Genomic DNA, 17381 nt, shown 5'->3' with positions numbered 1-17381 from the left:
TCTGCGCGGGTCACGCCGAGAGGCCGCCGAAGAGCGTCGGCATGTCGAGCGGGCGGAAGCCGTAATGGGTCATCCAGCGGACATCGGCATTGAAGAAGTCGCGCAGGTCGGGCATGCCGTATTTCAGCATGGCGATGCGATCGAGCCCCATGCCCCAGGCGAAGCCTTGATATTCGTCCGGATCGAGGCCGCCGGCCCTGAGCACGTTCGGATGCACCATGCCGCAGCCGAGAATCTCCATCCAGTCCTTGCCCTCGCCGAACTTGACGATCGGGCCGGAGCGGTCGCACTGGATGTCGACCTCGAAGGAGGGTTCCGTGAACGGGAAGAAGGACGGGCGGAAACGCATCGTCACCTGATCGACCTCGAAGAAGGCCTTGCAGAATTCCTCGAGCACCCAACGCATATTGGCGACATTCGCCGTCCTGTCGATGACGAGACCTTCCACCTGATGAAACATCGGCGAGTGGGTCGCGTCGGAATCCTGGCGGTAGGTCTTGCCCGGAATGATGATGCGAATCGGCGGCTGCCCGGCCTCCATCGTGCGTATCTGCACCGGCGAGGTGTGCGTGCGCAGCACCTTGCGCTCACCCTTCTCGTCGGGCGCGAAGAAGAAGGTGTCGTGCATCTCGCGGGCCGGATGACCTTCGGGGAAGTTCAGGGCCGTGAAGTTGTAGTAGTCGGTCTCGATATCCGGCCCCTCGGCAATCGAGAAACCCATGTCGCCGAAGATCGCGGTGATCTCGTCGACGATCTGGCTGATCGGATGGATGCGGCCGCGCTCGGCCGGCGAGGACCGGACGGGCAGGCTGATGTCCACCGTCTCGCGCGCCAGCCGTTCGGCGATCGCCGCGTCCTTGAGCGCCGTCTTGCGGGCGGAGATCGCCTCCGTCACCGTGTTCTTCAGCGCATTGATGCGCGCGCCGCGGGTCTGGCGCTCCTCCGGGCTCATCGAACCGAGCGTCTTCAGCAGTTCCGAGATCGATCCCTTCTTGCCGAGCGCGCCGACGCGCACCGCCTCGATCGCCCCCTCGTCGGCGGCGGCGGCGATTTCCGCCAGCAAGGTCCGTTCCAATGTTTCCAGTTCGCTCATTCTGTCCTGCCTCGATGCGGTTCGTGTATCGGTTCGACACTTCGGCGGTAGGATCGCGCCGCGAGCCGAACAAGAAAAACCCGCGCCAGCCCTGCCAGCGCGGGTTTCCCAACAATTTCAGAAACGGTCTTGGGAAAACGCTGGCTTAACGGACAGCGCTTTCAAACTCGTTTGCCGTGCCGGCTTCCTTGAGATAGGCGAGCGCCTTCTTGGAAGCTTCGACCAGGGCGCCGAATGCTGCCGGCTCATGGATTGCCATGTCGGACAGGACCTTGCGATCGACTTCGATACCGGCCTTGTTCAGACCGTCGATGAAGCGGCCGTAGGTAAGGCCGAATTCGCGGACGGCAGCGTTGATGCGCTGGATCCAGAGCGCGCGGAAATTGCGCTTGTTGACCTTGCGGTCGCGGTAAGCAAACTGCTTGGAACGATCCACCGCTGCCTTGGCGGCGCGGATGGTGTTCTTGCGGCGGCCGTAGAAGCCCTTGGCTGCCTTGAGCGTCTTCTTGTGCTTGGCGTGGGAGGTTACGCCGCGTTTTACACGTGCCATGTCATGATCTCCTTAAAATCCAAATCGCCAGACGTCTTAAAGACCGTTAGGCAGGTAGTTCTTGACGACCTTCTTGCCATCGGGCTCAGCGAGAACCATGGTTCCGCGCGCGTCGCGAATGAACTTGTTGGACCGCTTGATCATGCCGTGGCGCTTGCCAGCAGCAGCAGCTCGAACTTTGCCGGTTGCGGTGATTTTGAACCGCTTTTTGGCAGACGATTTCGTCTTCATCTTGGGCATTTTGCTACTCCATTGTTCTTGATATGCGAAACAGGCAGACGAAGCCCATTTCCAGCGTTAAGAACGGCCACGGCATGCCCTGCCGGACCGTTCGGACGGGGGCTTATAACCGCACATCCCGGAAAAGGCAAGCGGTCCGGAGGTCGCTCGCGTAAGCTTTCCCAAAAAGGAAAGCCGCCCCACGAACTCCTCCCGGGGGCGGCTTCACCAAGCGTGTCTGGTCTGTCAGGCTCCGCCGATCACTTCGGCGCAAGAACCATCATCATCTGGCGGCCTTCGAGCTTGGGTTCGGCTTCCACCTTGGCGATTTCCTGGGTGTCGTCCTTGACCTGCATCAGAAGTTTCATGCCGAGTTCCTGGTGGGCCATTTCGCGGCCGCGGAACTTCAGCGTCACCTTGACCTTGTCGCCTTCCTCGAAGAAGCGGTTCATGGCCTTCATCTTCACCTCATAATCATGGGTGTCGATGTTGGGGCGCATCTTGATTTCCTTGATCTCGACGATCTTCTGCTTCTTGCGCGCCTCGGCGGCTTTCTTCTGGTTCGCGTATTTCAGCTTGCCGAGGTCGAGGATCTTGCACACCGGCGGATCGGAGTTCGGTGCGATCTCTACGAGGTCGAGACCGGCCTCGTCCGCCATGCGGAGCGCCTGGTCGATCGGAATGCTGCCCAAGTTCTGGCCTTCGGCATCGATAAGCTGAACCCGGGGGACCCGGATTTCCTTGTTTGCGCGCGGTCCTTCCTTGACTGGAGCGTCCGCTTTGAAGGGTCTGCGAATGGTCGTACTCTCCTCGAGCTATTGATAGTAAATATTCGGTCAAACGGTCAGCGCGATCTCAAACAGGAAGCGCTTGAAACAGTCACTGACGGCAATGTGTGAATTGCGGCTCCAGAGTCAATAGCATGGCCCGCAATGAAAATCATCCTCTGTCGATGCCCGAAAGAATCTGTTTTAGAAGGAAATCCGTCATTATCAGGCCTTCAGGGAGTTACTCGATGTCGACCACGCCGGCTGAAACCGAGATCACGCGGATCGAAGTGGGAACGGGAGATGCGGCCAGAAGCATCGCCATGCGTATCTTCCGCGCCGGAAATCCGTCGGATGTCCAATTGAAAGACCGGCAGCATCCAGGCCATCCGGCGCTCGTCTGGCTCGGCGGCTACCGATCCGACATGACCGGAACGAAGGCGGTGGAGGTCGAGCGGCACGCGCGCGAGGCCGGCACCGACTGCATTCGCTTCGACTATTCGGGCCACGGCGCGTCGGACGGCGACTACAGGGACGGTACGATCTCGCGCTGGGTCGAGGAGAGTCTCGCCGTGATCGATCACGCCGCGACGGCGCGCATGATCCTGATCGGTTCCTCCATGGGTGCCTGGGTCGCGCTGCGCCTTGCCGAGAAGCTCAAAAGCCGCGCCCGCCTCGGGGAAGGTGGGGTCGGCCGCCTCTGCGGCCTCGTGCTGATCGCCCCGGCCCCCGACTTCACCGCCGAGCTCATCGAGCCCAATCTTACCGATGCCGAAAGGACCTCGCTCGCCGAACGGGGTTATTTCGAAGAGCCATCGGAATACAGCCCCGAACCCAATGTTTTCACCCGCGCGCTGATCGAGGATGGCCGCAACAACCTCGTCATGAAAGGGCCGATCGAAACCGGCTGCCCGGTGCACATTCTCCAGGGCATGCGCGATCCGGACGTCCCCTACACGCATGCCCTCAAACTGATGGAGCACATGCCGGCTGACGACGTCGTCATGACCCTGATCCGCGATGGCGACCACCGGTTGTCCCGCGAGGAGGACATTGCCAAATTGAAACAGGCGATCGACGCCATGCTGACCAAGGCCTGAGCGCACGACTAGTCCATCCGGCCTAATCAAAATTCCCTGAAATTGCTTCGCAAGGCACAGCCAAACCCCTGCGCTGGCGGGCTTCTGCGTCCGTCTGCCGCGAGCCTTAACCATAAAACGGACTAGTCCGAATCAGGCGATTGACTCCGACAAGCGGAGTATATTAACTCTTTATTAACGATTAGAGCAGCGCAGGGGAAATTCCTAATAAAGCTGTCGACAACTTTTGATTGCGCGGATCGATCCGGAAGGTACGGATGCGGGCGCGTTGCAGGGGATCTGTATGCAGTCTTGGACCGGGGTTAAGGCAAGTTTCGCGGCGCTGTGTGCGCTTTTCATCTCCACGAACACGGCAATTCCCGCACAGGCGGGAGCTACTCCCTGGATGCAGACCGGCGCGGTGACCTCGCAGCCGATCGGGCATTACGAGTTCTGTCAGAAGCACAGGGGCGAGTGCAGCGTCCGTTCGAAGGCGACGGTGCCGCCGCGTGTCACCGCCGGCGGCTGGGCTGCCATTCGCCAGGTCAACGCTTCCGTCAACCGGCAGATCGCGCCGGTAACAGACATCGAGCTTACCGGCCGGGACGAGGTGTGGTCCTATCCGGGGAGACAGGGCGATTGCGAGGACTTCGCGCTCGAAAAGCGCAGACGCCTCATGCAGAAGGGCTTCTCCGCCGGCAACCTGCTGATGACGGTGGTGCGCAAGCCGGATGGCGAGGGCCATGCGGTGCTGACGGTACGCACAGCGCAGGGCGACTTCGTTCTCGACAATCTCGACGATGGGGTGAAGCTGTGGACGCACACGCCCTACCGCTTCCTCAAGCGGCAGGCGACGACCCACAGCGGCCGTTGGGTCACCATCGACAATGGCGGGGAAGTGCTCGTCGGTTCCGTCGGAAACTGATCCCGTCGAACGGTTCCTTTCAAAAAGGCCGCATCCTGCGGCCTTTTTTACGCGTGTCGGTGAAATCCTCAGATACCAAAGCGGGCGTTGAAGTAACGCGTACGCGTCGTCAAAACTCCTCCCGCCTGTGCTCGTCACAGGAATCCACCAAGACCAGGTCCTTGGGCTGAAAGAGCCCATCCCCCCGCGCCGCAGGCGCGGCGCTGCTGCTCGCTGTAACGAGCACGACTCCAGAACACTTCCAGGAAAGTGTCTAACGGGTTTCCGTCCGGAAGTGCGTTGGTTCAAATGGGTAGAGCGCTTCAGTGTTTCTACGAAACATTGAAATGCTCTAAGCATTCCCGATGACGATGCCGGCGGCAAGAACCAGGCCGCCACCGAGCACCACCTGGAAGGCGGCCCTCAGGAAGGGCGTTTCCATATAGCGATTCTGGATGAAGGCGATTGCCCATAGTTCGAAGAAGACGATTGCCGCTGCCGTCATTGTCGCGGTCCAGAAATGCGGAATGAGATAGGGCAGAGCGTGGCCGAGACCGCCGAGTGCCGTCATGATGCCCGAGGCAAGCCCGCGCTTGACCGGCGAGCCGCGGCCGGAAAGCTTGCCGTCATCATGCGCCGCCTCGGTGAAACCCATCGATATGCCTGCGCCGACGGAGGCCGAGAGACCGACGAGAAAGGTCTGCCACGTATCCTGCGTGGCGAAGGCTGCGGCGAAGATCGGCGCGAGCGTCGAAACGGAGCCATCCATCAGTCCCGCGAGGCCCGGCTGCACATAGGTGAGTATGAACTGGCGGCGTGAGGTCTCATCTTCCTCGTCGCGCACGTCCACCGGCGTATGCTCCTCACCGAGCCGGCGGGCGAGCGATTCATGCGACTTCTCGGCGATCGCCAGATCGCCCAAGAGCTTGCGCGTCGCCGCGTCCCGCGTGCGCGCCGCAGCCTCGACGTAAAACCGGTGCGCCGCCTCCTCCATCGCCTCGGCTTCGGCGCGCGCCTTTTCGATCGGCATCTCGGCGATCAGCCAATCGGGCTTGCGCTCCGGAAAATCGCGCACGTGTTCGCGCCGAACGAGCGGGATGCGGTTGCCGAAACGGGCGACGTGCAGGTCGATCAAGGCCTGGCGGTGGTGGCTCTCCTCCTCCGCCATTTCCTCGAAGACCCTTGCGGAATGGGGATATTTTTGGCGCAGAGCGTCGGCATAGGCGAGATAGATGCGTCCATCGTCCTCTTCCGAGGATATGGCGAGGGCAAGGATTTCCTGTTCGCTCAAGGACAGGAACGGACGTTTGTAACGGGAGAAAAGCCGGGAGAGCATCGCAAGACCTTCTTTAGAATAATTCTAAATAAGCGCCGATGCGTGAGGCGTCAAGGCGGTGGATCGGCGGCAACGCGTCCATCTTCGCGGCGCGCACTCGCCCCCTCCCCTTGGGGGGAGGGATTGGAAGGGGCAACCCTGAGATTGAGTCAAACCGCCAGATCGAGCGCCTTTTCCTTCTCGATATAGGTGCGCTGCAGATCGGTGATGTAATCACGAACGATCGGCGCCGCGTCGCGTGATCGCGACAGCTGCATATGGAAGACGAGCTGGCTGCCGGTGCGGAACATCATTTCCGCGCTGATCAGGTAGAACTCCCACATGCGGGCGAAGCGCTCGTCGTACATCGCCACCACCTTGTCGCGATTCTCGTCGAAGCGCGCGCCCCAATGGGCGAGCGTCGTAGCATAGTGCACACGCAGGAATTCGAGATCGGTCACCCAAAGGCTGTTGCGTTCGACCACCTCGAAGACCTCCGACAATGCCGGGGAATAGGCGCCGGGGAAGATGTATTTGCGGAGCCAGGCGCTCGCCATGCCGGGCGGGCTCATATGACCGATCGAATGGAGCACGGCCAGCCCGTCATCCGGCATCAACGCATTCAGTTTCTTGAAGAACTCGTCATAGTGATGGACGCCGACATGCTCGAACATGCCGACCGAAACGATCCGGTCGAACGGCCCCTCGACGTCGCGGTAGTCCTTGAGTTCGAAGCGCACGCGGTCCGCCATTCCGGCCGCACGTGCCCGCTCGGAGGCGAGCGCCTGCTGTTCCTTGGAAAGGGTGACACCCAGCACCTCGACGTCTTCGAGCGAGGCGAGATAGAGGGCGAGATCGCCCCAGCCGCAGCCGATGTCGAGTACCCTCATGCCCGGCTTCAGACAGAGCTTTGCCGCAAGCAGTCTGAGCTTGTTTCGCTGCGCAGCCTCCAAAGTCTCGTGCGGCTCGCGGAAATAGGCGCAGGAATAGAGCATGTTCTCGTCGAGGAACAGCTTGTAGAAATCATTGCCGAGATCGTAATGATGCGCGACGTTCTGCTGCGCCTTGCCCTTGGGGTTGGCCTGCTGGCGCTTGCGAAAGCGCATCTTCACCGCCCGTAGCAGCTTCTGGATCGGATAGGAGCCGAGCGACAGGCGGTTGATCGAAAAGAGCGTCAGGAAGTCCCGCAGCGTCGAGCCTTCCTCGAAACGCATGGTCCCGTCCATATAGGCTTCACCGGCGGCGAGCTCGGCATTGAAGACGAGGCTGCGATAGAGCCGCTTGTCGGTGAGCCGCATCGTCACGCTCGGCCCCGGCTCGCCGGCAAAGACGTGCCGCTTGCCGTCGGCATCGATTACCGTGAGCGTCCCTTTGCGAATGAACGACTTCATCATATGCGATAATGGAAACATGCAGTGCCGCGCCTCTCATCCCGATCCGGAGGGCGGCATCCTAAGCACTTCAAGAAAAAATGTGTAACGGTTTTCCGTGCGGAAGCGCTCGGCTTCACAGGCTTCGAGCGTTTCGCCGCTTCAATTGAACGGTGAACGAGAACGGGGACGGCAGTCATCGACCACCGTCCCCGTTTCGATCTCCGTCAGGACAGATCAGTCCTTGGCGCGCTCGACATAGGACCCGTCTTCCGTCGCAATGACGACGCGGGTGCCGGCCTGGATGTGCGGCGGCACCAGGGTACGAACCCCGTTCGAAAGCACGGCCGGCTTGTAGGAGGAGGAGGCTGTCTGGCCCTTGACGACCGGCTCCGTCTCGGTGATTTCGAGAGTGACGTGGCGCGGCAGGTCGATGGCGATGGCAATGCCTTCGTGGATCGACAGCATCACGGCCATGCCTTCCTGAAGATAGGCCTTCAAATCGCCGATGTCTTCGGAGCTCATGACGAGCTGGTCGTAGCTTTCCGGGTTCATGAAGTGGAAGCCTTCGCCATCTTCATAAAGGAAGGTGTGCTCGCGGTCTTCGACGAAGGCGCGCTCGACCTGCTCGGTCGTGCGGTAGCGCTCGGAGACCTTCACGCCGTCGGAGATGCGGCGCATGTCGACCTGCGTGACCGGCGTGCCCTTGCCCGGATGGAAGTTCTGCGCGGTGAGCACGACATAAAGCTTGCCGTCGACGTCGAGAACGTTGCCCTTGCGGACCGAAGAAGCGATGACCTTGACCATTAGTCTTCCTTGTAACAGAGGTATCAGCGACACGAGCGGGCCGGAGATCGGCCCGGAAGGGACGCGAAAATTCAGTTTTCGCGCCGCCACTATCCTAATTTCGCGCAAATAGCCAGCCTGAGCGGGCATTCGCGCGGAAGAAAGCCTGGACCGAACCGACCATGCCGCATGCTTCTCCCTGGTGGACACCCGATGTCCATGCCGACCGGCGCCCCTTCCTGATCGGGCGCAATCGTATCCAGTCGGCGCTCCGCCGGTTCTTCGACGAACGCAGCTTCGTCGAGGTCGACACGGCAGCGCTGCAGGTGTCGCCGGGCAACGAGGCGCATCTGCATGCCTTTGCGACCGAGGCGCTTGGGCTCGACGGCTCCGTCCAGCCGCTCTATCTCCACACCTCTCCGGAATTCGCCTGCAAGAAGCTCATTGCCGCCGGCGAACGGCGCATCGCCTGTTTCGCCCATGTCTACCGCAACCGCGAGCGCGGCCCGCTGCATCATCCGGAATTCACCATGCTCGAATGGTACCGCGCCGAGGAGAGCTACGAGACGCTGATGAATGACTGCGCCGGAATTCTCGCGCTCGCCGCCGAGACAGTCGCCGCGCGGTCCCTCGTCTATCAGGGAAGAGCGTGCGATCCTTTCGCCGAGCCGGAGCGGCTCTCGGTCGCCGAGGCCTTCGCGCGCTTCGCGGGGATCGACCTTCTCGCCTCGATCCTGGAAGACGGCTCCACCGACCGCGACAGCCTCGCGGCGGCCATGCGGGAGGTGGGCTTGCGTGTCGCCGGAGACGATGGCTGGGCCGATCTCTTCAGCCGCGTGCTCGTCGAAAGGGTCGAGCCCAATCTCGGCTTCGGGCGCGCCACGATCCTCGACGAATATCCGGTCGCCGAGGCCGCACTTGCCCGGCCTGCAGCCGGCGACCCTCGCGTGGCAGAGCGTTTCGAGCTCTACGCCTGCGGCGTCGAACTCGCAAATGCCTTCGGCGAATTGACCGATGCCGCCGAGCAGCGCCGCCGGTTCGAGCTGGAAATGGCTGAAAAGGCGCGGGTCTACGGCGAGACCTACCCGATCGACGAGGATTTCCTCGCGGCGCTCGCCGGCATGCCCGAGGCGAGCGGCATCGCGCTCGGCTTCGACCGTCTGGTCATGCTGGCAACGGGCGCATCCCGCATCGATCAGGTTCTTTGGGCCCCGGTCGCGGAGGCCAGGCCATGACCGCGGAACGCGCCATCAGAACAGCGCGTGAGCTCGCCGACGCCGGTCTCGTCGGGCCAGAGCAGGAAGAGGCGATTTCCCGTGTCGCGTCCCGCTACGCCGTAGCCATAAGCCCGGCTATCGCGCGCCTTGTGAACCGGGACGATCCGAACGACCCGATTGCGCGGCAGTTCGTGCCCGACATGGCCGAACTCACGCTCATGCCGGAAGAGCGTGCCGATCCGATCGGCGACGGCACGCACAGCCCGGTTGCCGGCATCGTCCACCGTTATCCGGACCGGGTGCTCCTGAAGGCGGTTCATGTCTGCCCGGTCTACTGCCGCTTCTGCTTCCGCCGCGAGATGGTCGGCCCCGAGGGTCTCGGCACGCTCACGCCCGCGGAACTCGATGCGGCGCTCGCCTATATCGCCGGGCGCCCGGAAATCTGGGAGGTGATCCTGACCGGCGGCGATCCGCTGGTGCTCTCGCCCCGGCGGCTTGGCGAAATCATGGTGCGGCTCGCAGAAATCGAGCACGTCAAGGTCGTGCGCTTCCACACGCGCGTGCCGGTGGTCGAGCCCGAACGGGTGGATGCGGGGCTGATCGCAGCTTTGAGGAGCAGCGGCAAGGCGACCTATGTGGCGCTTCATGCCAACCATCCGCGGGAACTCACCGCCGAGGCGCGCGCCGCCGCCGCGCGGCTGATCGATGCGGGCATCGTCATGGTGAGCCAGTCGGTGCTGCTGAAGGGCGTCAACGACGACCCGGACGTGCTCGCCGCGCTGATGCGCGCCTTTGTCGAGACGCGGATCAAGCCCTATTACCTGCACCATCCGGATCTTGCGCCCGGCACCAGCCATTTCCGGCTGTCCATCGAGGAGGGCCAGGCGCTCGTCGCCTCGCTGCGTGGACGCGTCTCGGGCCTTTGCCAACCCGCCTACATCCTCGACATTCCCGGCGGCCACGGCAAGGCCATCGTCAGCGCGAGCGCGATCGAGGCGGAAGGCGGCGGCTGCTACACGGTCACCGACTTCCGCGGGAACAGGCACGACTATCCGCCGAAGGGGTGAGGCCGTATCGGAACGTGAAAAGGCCGCCCGGACGATCCGTGCGGCCCTTCCCCATAACGCTGAAGCCGTTCAGCCCTGTTTGATCGGCGCGATCGAGATTTCGACGCGGCGGTTCTGGGCGCGGCCGACCTCGGTGGCGTTCGACGCAATCGGCCGCTCCAGGCCGTAGCCCACTGCCGACATGCGGCGCTGGTCGACGCCGCGGCTGGCGAGATAGTTGGCGACCGAGGCCGCGCGCCGCTCCGAAAGTCCCTGGTTATAGGAGGCGCTGCCGGTGGAGTCGGTGTGACCGTCGACGTCGATCAGCGTCTTGTTGAACTTGCGCAGCACGATCGCAACCGAGTCGAGGGTCGGGTAGAAGGCCGGAATCACCTGGTCGCGGTCGGTCGCGAAGGTGATGTTCGACGGCATGTTCAGGATGATGCGATCGCCGGCGCGGGTGACCGAAACGCCGGTGCCCTGCAACTGCGCCCGCAGTTCCGATTCCTGCTGATCCATGTAGTTTCCGACCAGGCCGCCGCCGAGAGCGCCGATGCCTGCGCCGACAAGAGCGGCATCACGCCGGCCCGCTGCGCTGCCGCCCACCAGAAGACCGGTCGCAGCGCCGAGACCCGCGCCGATCAAAGCGCCTCCGGCCGTGTTCGACATCTTCTGTTCTCCCGTATAGGGATCGGTGGTGGTGCATCCGGAAAGATAGACGGCCACGACAGCCAGGATGGCGCATTTCTTGATCATCGAATCAATTGTCCCCATTGGTGCTCAGGATCGCTTCATACTATCGATTGCGGCAGGAAGATGAAGGGGCCTTCTACTTTCCCCGATCGGGAGTATTGCGGTGCACCATTTCTGCCGGACCTCGCCATATTGCTGACCAGAGGGCCCGCTAACCGAAGGTTCACGCGCTTGGCGCTATGGTCTGCCGGGCCCGGTTCGGCGTAAAAAATGCGAACCGCGGGCGCCGCATGGAGCGCCCGCAAATCGTGAAGGGAAAAAATCATGGCGGTCGAGTTCGGCGATTCGCAACGCAGCCTCAGCGACACGCTCACCGGCATGATCGCGTCGATCAGAGGCAATACGATCACGCTGCGCGAGCTGATGATCGAGATCGGCGAGCAGGGCTTCCTCCTTCTTTGCGCGCTGCTGACCCTGCCGTTCCTGATCCCTGTTTCCATTCCGGGCGTCAGCACCGTCTTCGGGGCGGCCATCATTCTCATTTCGCTCGCGATCACCCTCAACCGCATGCCCTGGCTGCCGAAGCGCATCCTCGATCGGGAGATCGACACGGAAAAGCTCGTGCCGACGCTCCGCAAAGGTGCGGCACTGGTCTCGAAGCTCGACCGCTATGTGCGCCCGCGGGTCAATTTTTTGACCGAAGGCGCCCTGATGAACCGTTTCAACGGGTTGATGATCATGGCCGGTGGCGTGCTTCTCATGTTTCCGCTCGGGCTGATTCCGCTGTCGAACACGCTGCCCGGCATCGCCATCCTGCTCCTGTCGCTCGGCATCATCCAACGCGACGGGCTGATGGTGGCCGGCGGCTATTTCTTCCTGTTCGCGACCACCGTCTATTTCGCAGTTCTCGGCTATGCCGCTTTCGCCGCCGGCCAGGGGCTCTCGCACTTCTTCGTTTCGTGATTGCGACGGCAGCCGGACGGGTCCATCCGAGCCGCCCTATGTGGCAAGGTGCTTGTAGAAGAACGTCGTCGCGCAATAGCGGCCGTCCGGCATCAGCGCGTAGTCGGGAACGACACCGGCGCGCGTCCAGCCGAAGCGCTCGTAGATCGCTTCGGCCGGCTCTCCGGTCGCCGTGTCGAGGACCAGGACTCTTCTGCCGCGCCTGAGGGCTTCCGCCTCGGCTGCGTCCATCAGGCGACGCGACAGGCCGAGACCGCGGGCGTCGCGGTGCACGAGCAGTTTCCTGACATCGGCGCGATGCGGCTGGTTCGGCATGGTGCCGACGCCGAGCTGCACGGTGCCCGCCATCCGGCCATCGACTTCGGCCGCGAGGAGAACCGTTTCGCCGCGCCCGACGGCGGCGGCGACGCCCTCCCAGAATTGAACGGCGGCGTGCGGCGAAAAGGGATGCATGAAGCCGACCGAAGCGCCGCCTTCGACGCAATCGGAGAGGATTTCGGCCAGAGCCGGCAGGGCGGCCAGGGTTTCTTCTGCGGTGAGCACGCGTATATCGGCGTCGGGCATGTCAGACCTTGTTGCGGCAGAGGATGACGGCGTAATGCGCCGGTTCCTCATGGGGATTGTAAAAAATGTGGGCCTCTTCAAGTCCCATGAAGAGGCAATCGCCCGGCTCCAAGAGCTGCCGTCCGCCTTCCATCGTCAGTTCGAGGCGGCCGGAAAAAAGCCAGAGGTGCTGGGTGATGCCGCGGTCCATCGGCTGTCGCTCGAAGACGACGCGGGCGCCGGGCGGAAACTCGACCTCGACGATGTCGACCGGCGAACCGACGCCTTCGGGTGAAACGGAACGGCGCAGGTAGCCGCTTTCTGGATCGCGCCACAGCCGCTGCTCCGCGCGCCGCGCCAAGGGCGAGGCTTCGCTCCTCTCGGAAGCAAAAAGCGCCGAAAGCGTCGTGCCCAACGCGCTGCATAGCTTCGCCAGAAGCTGCGCCGTCGGGCTCGCCTCGCCGCGCTCGATGCGCGAGATCATGGCGCGGCTGACGCCGGAGCGGCCGGCCAGGTCGTCAAGCGTCAGATCCCCCGCCATGCGCAGCTCGCGAAGCCGCATGCCGATGGTCTCTTCGAGAGGGGCGAGTACCTTTTCCATTATCTGAGAGTGCATTTCTCATATAATGGAGTCAAGATGATCGAAGCGAGAAATAAATTCACGCATGCCGCTTTGACGACAGCGCCGGTCCGCGTCCTGCTTTATCGTCCGGACTCTGCGCCGATTCTTAAAAAACATCCAACTTCAATAATTTAGATCATCTTCATACGATCGGCAGAAGGACAGGCAGATGCATCGATCTCCTTCGTCGCTGCTGTCGATCGCGAGCATAGTCGCCTCCATGACATCGGTCGCGGTCGGCAACGGCATGATGCTCGCCTATGTGCCCTTCGTGCTGACGCGCTCGGCGGCGCCGGATTGGGTCCCGGGAGCCGCCGTGACGGCGATTGCCTTCGGCGGGCTGATCGGCTGCCTCATGGGCGGCTCCCTCATTCGCCGCGTCGGCCACGCCCGCGCCTTTTCCTGCTCGATGGCGCTGGTCATTCTCGCGGCGCTGACGATCAGCCTCGGCGTCCACCCGCTGCTTTGGGTCGTCGCACGCGGCCTCTACGGCATTGCCGCCAACATGAATTTCATCATCACGCAGAGCTGGCTCAACCATGCCAGCGAGAACCACTGGCGCGGCCGGGCGATGGCGCTCTTCTACATGGCCTACGTCATCGGGCTCGGCGCCGGCGCCTGGCTCTTCGGGCAAATCCCGGTCGAGGGCAATCTCGCCCCGATCGTCACGATCTTCTTCACCGCGGTCGCCATCCTGCCGATCGGCCTCACGCGCCTGCCCACGCCGCCCGCCCCTGCCCGGGTCAGCATCGACATTCCCATGGTCTGGCGGATTTCTCCGGTCGCCTTCATCGGCGTGCTTGCATCCGGCGGCCTCTCCATGCTGGTGCAGGGCTTTACGCCGATCTATGCCGCCGCCAATTCCGTCAGTCAGAAAGACGTAGCGGCATTGATGTTCGTCATGCAGTTCGGCCTGCTCTTCATCCAGTATCCGATGGGCGCCCTTTCAGACCGCACCGACCGCCGGATTGTCCTCATCGCCACCTGTATGCTCGTCATCGCGGCGGGCATCGCTGCGCTCGCCGTCTCCTTCGACAACCTGCTCCTGCTCATGCTGGTTTTCGCGATGTTCGCGGGGGCGGTCGAGACGGTTTATTCGATCGCCAATGCGCATGCCAACGATCGCACCGATCCGGCAGATTTCGTGCCGCTCGCCAGCACCATGCTGGTCGCCTGGTCGGCAGCGGCGACCCTCGTTCCGATGCTCGTGACCTTGCTGACGCCGGCCTTCGGCCAACGGACCTTCATCTATGCGACGATGACGGTGGCGCTCCTCTACGCCCTTTTCGTGCTCGTTCGCCTCCGCTCTCGCGAACGCGTCCCGCCCGAGCACTGCGACAGCTTCGAATTCAAAAGCGCCCAGGTGCCGAATGCCGCGGCACTCGCCGAGACGGAAGCGCGAGCGGAACGGCCGGTCAGACGCCCGGATTTATAGTGAACGAAGCCTTCATTTCCCGCTTTGCGCCGCCTGATCGCGCTGCTATATGCGGCCCATGAGCACACCATCTTCCAAGACGCCCCTGTCGCATATCCGCAACTTCTCGATCGTGGCGCATATCGATCACGGCAAATCGACGCTTGCCGACCGGCTGATCCAGTCGACCGGCGGCCTCGCCGAACGAGAAATGTCCGAGCAGGTCCTGGACAGCATGGACATCGAGCGCGAGCGCGGCATCACCATCAAGGCCCAGACCGTGCGCCTGCACTACAAGGCGAACGACGGCGAGACCTATGTGCTGAACCTCATCGACACGCCCGGCCACGTCGACTTCGCCTACGAGGTCTCGCGCTCGCTTTCGGCCTGCGAAGGTTCGCTGCTCGTCGTCGACGCCAGCCAGGGCGTCGAAGCCCAGACGCTCGCCAATGTCTACCAGGCGATCGACAACAATCACGAGCTCGTCACCGTTCTGAACAAGATCGACCTGCCTGCGGCCGAGCCGGAGCGGATCAAGGAGCAGATCGAGGAAGTGATCGGCATCGACGCCTCCGACGCCGTGCTGATCTCCGCCAAGACCGGTCTCGGCATTCCGGATGTGCTGGAGGCGATCGTCCATAGGCTGCCCGCCCCGAAGAGCGAGGGCGGCGACGCCGCGCCCTTGAAGGCGCTGCTCGTCGACAGTTGGTACGACGCTTATCTCGGCGTCATGGTTCTGGTGCGCGTCATCGACGGAACGCTGAAAAAGGGCATGACCATCCGCATGATGGGGACGGATGCGAAGTACCAGGTGGAGCGCGTCGGCGTGCTGACGCCGAAGATGGTTGCCATGGAGGCGCTCGGCCCCGGCGAAATCGGGTTCATCACGGCTTCTATCAAGGAAGTGGCGGACACCCGCGTCGGCGATACGATCACCGAGGACAAGCGGCCGACGGCCAAGGCGCTGCCCGGCTTCAAGCCGGCCCAGCCGGTCGTGTTCTGCGGCCTCTTCCCGGTCGACGCCGCCGACTTCGAGGACCTGCGCTCGGCCATGGGCAAGCTGCGCCTCAACGACGCCTCCTTCTCCTTCGAAATGGAATCCTCCGCCGCACTCGGCTTCGGTTTCCGCTGCGGCTTCCTCGGACTCCTGCATCTCGAAATCATCCAGGAGCGTCTGGAGCGCGAATTCGATCTCGATCTGATCGCGACGGCACCCTCGGTCGTCTACAAGCTGTTTATGACCGATGGCTCGGAGCGCGAGCTTCACAACCCAGCCGACATGCCGGACGTGGTCAAGATCGCCGAAATCCACGAGCCGTGGATCCGCGCGACGATCCTGACGCCCGACGAATATCTCGGCGGCATCCTGAAGCTCTGCCAGGACCGTCGCGGCATCCAGATCGAGCTGACCTATGTCGGCACCCGCGCGATGCTCACCTATGACCTGCCGCTGAACGAAGTCGTGTTCGATTTCTACGACCGGCTGAAGTCGATCTCCAAGGGATACGCCTCCTTCGACTACCAGATCACCGAGCACAAGGAAGGCAACCTCGTGAAGATGTCGATCCTCGTCAACGGCGAGCCGGTGGACGCGCTGTCGATGATGGTGCACCGGATGGCGGCGGAAAAGCGCGGCCGCGAAATGTGCGAAAAGCTCAAGGAACTGATCCCGAAGCACATGTTCAAGATCCCGATCCAGGCCGCCATCGGCGGCAACGTGATCGCCCGCGAAACCATCTCGGCGCTGCGCAAGGACGTGACCGCAAAGTGCTACGGCGGCGACGCCACCCGAAAGCGCAAGCTGCTGGAGAAGCAGAAGGCCGGCAAGAAGCGGATGCGCCAGTTCGGCAAGGTGGAAATCCCGCAGGAAGCCTTCATCGCCGCGCTGAAGATGAGCGACGAGTGATTTCCAATCAGTTCGACGCGCATAGAATATGCGCATCGGCCTGAAGCAAGGCGAAACGCGCGTCATCGACCTGCGGGCGGCGTGACGAAAGCGCCGCCGCCACGGACTTTGCGTTTCAAGGCTTCCGATCTTCTTGCGCGATCCACCATGATCGCCACGGGCGCTGCGGTGTCTCAAGTGGCGACGCGGGCTTGACTTCGTTGGCGAAGTTTCCGACCTTCGGACCATGCCAGTGCTCGCGATCCATTTCCGCTGTTCTTTCCGGGTCTGCCCCATCGCAGGAACCTGACCCCGGCCCGGATGCGTGCGCTCTCCGGGTAAGGGGGCCTGCGCATCGGCGAGCGGATGGCCAAGCCTCCACCCCCGAGCGGCGAGCGTAAATCATCCTCGACATTTCACTTTCGGCGCAAGCAGAGCAGTGCGCCCAGGCACAGGTATCATCATGGCGGACAAGACAACCCGCAAGAAGCTTCCCTCGATCGTCATCAATGCCGAAGACCATGCACGTCTGACGGCGATCGCCTCCTCCGCGCTCGACCGTGTCCCGGAAGTCGCGGAGGCGCTGCTTTCCGAACTCGACCGCGCGCGAATCGCCGCGCCCGGCAAGCTGCCCAAAGACAGCGTGCAGATGGGCTCGACCGTCGCCTTTGACGCCGACAACGGTTTTGCGAAGGAAGTGAGGCTCGTCTATCCGGGGGAGGCCGACATCGAAGCCGGCAAGATTTCCGTACTGACGCCGATCGGAGCGGCGCTTATCGGCCTTTCCGTCGGACAGTCGATCGACTGGGTCGACAGGGCCGGCAAGGTACACCGTATGACGATCCGCAGCGTGATGCCGGCGGCGGGCTGAGCGTGCCGCCGGTGCAATTGCTCGAAGCGGCCGGATCGAGCCGG

18 protein-coding genes are annotated in these 17381 nt (G+C 62.8%); 8 read left to right on the top strand and 10 right to left on the bottom strand.

Annotation, left to right across the window (positions count from 1 at the left end):
- Positions 1-10: 10 nt before the first annotated feature.
- The 4 genes from pheS to infC all read right to left on the bottom strand — a co-directional run bounded on the left by pheS (position 11) and on the right by infC (position 2659).
- The gene (pheS, locus tag BHD07_RS03285; protein WP_100669841.1) at positions 11-1093 is read right to left on the bottom strand and encodes a phenylalanine--tRNA ligase subunit alpha; all 1083 of its coding nucleotides are present in this window, start codon (positions 1091-1093) and stop codon (positions 11-13) included.
- A 145-nt stretch (positions 1094-1238) separates the two neighbouring features.
- Positions 1239-1643 (bottom strand): 50S ribosomal protein L20, encoded by a 405-nt coding sequence (gene rplT, locus BHD07_RS03280; RefSeq protein WP_004435481.1) that lies wholly within the window; start codon positions 1641-1643, stop codon positions 1239-1241.
- 36 nt (positions 1644-1679) lie between these two features.
- Positions 1680-1883: a 50S ribosomal protein L35 gene (rpmI, locus tag BHD07_RS03275; protein ID WP_004435490.1), complete on the bottom strand. Its 204-nt coding sequence runs from the start codon at positions 1881-1883 to the stop codon at positions 1680-1682.
- Between the two features lie 239 nt (positions 1884-2122).
- Positions 2123-2659 carry a translation initiation factor IF-3 gene (gene infC, locus BHD07_RS03270; RefSeq protein ID WP_014527030.1) on the bottom strand — a complete coding sequence of 179 codons (537 nt, stop codon included), beginning with the start codon at positions 2657-2659 and terminating at the stop codon, positions 2123-2125.
- Positions 2660-2877: 218 nt separating this feature from the next.
- Between infC and BHD07_RS03265 the strand changes: the two genes are divergently transcribed.
- Positions 2878-3729 carry an alpha/beta hydrolase gene (locus BHD07_RS03265; RefSeq protein WP_100669842.1) on the top strand — a complete coding sequence of 284 codons (852 nt, stop codon included), beginning with the start codon at positions 2878-2880 and terminating at the stop codon, positions 3727-3729.
- Positions 3730-4012: 283 nt separating this feature from the next.
- Entirely contained in the window at positions 4013-4633 is a 621-nt protein-coding gene (locus BHD07_RS03260; protein WP_026168499.1) for a transglutaminase-like cysteine peptidase, read from the top strand.
- Positions 4634-4964: 331 nt separating this feature from the next.
- Here BHD07_RS03260 and mbfA read toward each other — a convergent pair whose 3' ends face one another.
- From mbfA to efp, 3 genes are all read right to left on the bottom strand, one after another.
- The gene (mbfA, locus tag BHD07_RS03255; RefSeq protein WP_018093892.1) at positions 4965-5948 is read right to left on the bottom strand and encodes an iron exporter MbfA; all 984 of its coding nucleotides are present in this window, start codon (positions 5946-5948) and stop codon (positions 4965-4967) included.
- 149 nt (positions 5949-6097) lie between these two features.
- Positions 6098-7339, bottom strand: coding sequence for a cyclopropane-fatty-acyl-phospholipid synthase (cfa1, locus tag BHD07_RS03250; protein WP_018093891.1), 1242 nt, complete (start codon positions 7337-7339; stop codon positions 6098-6100).
- A 195-nt stretch (positions 7340-7534) separates the two neighbouring features.
- Positions 7535-8104, bottom strand: coding sequence for an elongation factor P (gene efp / locus BHD07_RS03245; RefSeq protein ID WP_004435501.1), 570 nt, complete (start codon positions 8102-8104; stop codon positions 7535-7537).
- Between the two features lie 161 nt (positions 8105-8265).
- Here efp and epmA point away from each other — a divergent pair, with 161 nt between their 5' ends.
- Positions 8266-9318, top strand: coding sequence for an EF-P lysine aminoacylase EpmA (gene epmA, locus BHD07_RS03240; RefSeq protein WP_100669843.1), 1053 nt, complete (start codon positions 8266-8268; stop codon positions 9316-9318).
- Entirely contained in the window at positions 9315-10367 is a 1053-nt protein-coding gene (locus tag BHD07_RS03235) for a lysine-2,3-aminomutase-like protein (protein ID WP_100669844.1), read from the top strand. The genes epmA and BHD07_RS03235 overlap by 4 nt, the downstream gene beginning before the upstream one ends.
- Before the next feature lie 69 nt (positions 10368-10436).
- Here BHD07_RS03235 and BHD07_RS03230 read toward each other — a convergent pair whose 3' ends face one another.
- Complete coding sequence (locus BHD07_RS03230) at positions 10437-11102, bottom strand: OmpA family protein (RefSeq protein WP_033047230.1); 666 nt, start codon at positions 11100-11102, stop codon at positions 10437-10439.
- A gap of 261 nt (positions 11103-11363) precedes the next feature.
- On the opposite strand from BHD07_RS03230, the gene BHD07_RS03225 reads away from it, so the two are divergent.
- Entirely contained in the window at positions 11364-12002 is a 639-nt protein-coding gene (locus BHD07_RS03225; protein ID WP_100669845.1) for an exopolysaccharide biosynthesis protein, read from the top strand.
- A 36-nt stretch (positions 12003-12038) separates the two neighbouring features.
- Here BHD07_RS03225 and BHD07_RS03220 read toward each other — a convergent pair whose 3' ends face one another.
- Together BHD07_RS03220 and BHD07_RS03215 are read right to left on the bottom strand one after the other, a co-directional pair.
- Positions 12039-12566, bottom strand: a complete 528-nt coding sequence (locus BHD07_RS03220) for a GNAT family N-acetyltransferase (protein ID WP_100669846.1) — start codon at positions 12564-12566, stop codon at positions 12039-12041.
- A gap of 1 nt (position 12567) precedes the next feature.
- The gene (locus BHD07_RS03215; protein WP_338279302.1) at positions 12568-13146 is read right to left on the bottom strand and encodes a helix-turn-helix domain-containing protein; all 579 of its coding nucleotides are present in this window, start codon (positions 13144-13146) and stop codon (positions 12568-12570) included.
- A gap of 190 nt (positions 13147-13336) precedes the next feature.
- On the opposite strand from BHD07_RS03215, the gene BHD07_RS03210 reads away from it, so the two are divergent.
- The 3 genes from BHD07_RS03210 (at position 13337) to rnk (ending at position 17337) form a co-directional block, all read left to right on the top strand.
- On the top strand, positions 13337-14602 hold the full coding sequence (locus tag BHD07_RS03210; protein WP_275596961.1) for an MFS transporter: 1266 nt from the start codon (positions 13337-13339) through the stop codon (positions 14600-14602).
- Positions 14603-14651: 49 nt separating this feature from the next.
- Positions 14652-16487 carry a translation elongation factor 4 gene (gene lepA, locus BHD07_RS03205; RefSeq protein WP_018093883.1) on the top strand — a complete coding sequence of 612 codons (1836 nt, stop codon included), beginning with the start codon at positions 14652-14654 and terminating at the stop codon, positions 16485-16487.
- Between the two features lie 442 nt (positions 16488-16929).
- A complete protein-coding gene (gene rnk, locus BHD07_RS03200) occupies positions 16930-17337 on the top strand; it encodes a nucleoside diphosphate kinase regulator (protein WP_100669849.1) in 408 nt (135 codons plus the stop codon).
- Positions 17338-17381: the final 44 nt, after the last annotated feature.

Origin of the sequence: Sinorhizobium sp. KGO-5 (assembly GCF_036245905.1) — a bacterium.
GTDB classification, from domain to species: domain Bacteria; phylum Pseudomonadota; class Alphaproteobacteria; order Rhizobiales; family Rhizobiaceae; genus Sinorhizobium; species Sinorhizobium meliloti_A.
Note: the sequence above shows the minus strand (reverse complement) of the source record. Positions and strands in the feature narration are given on the sequence as shown.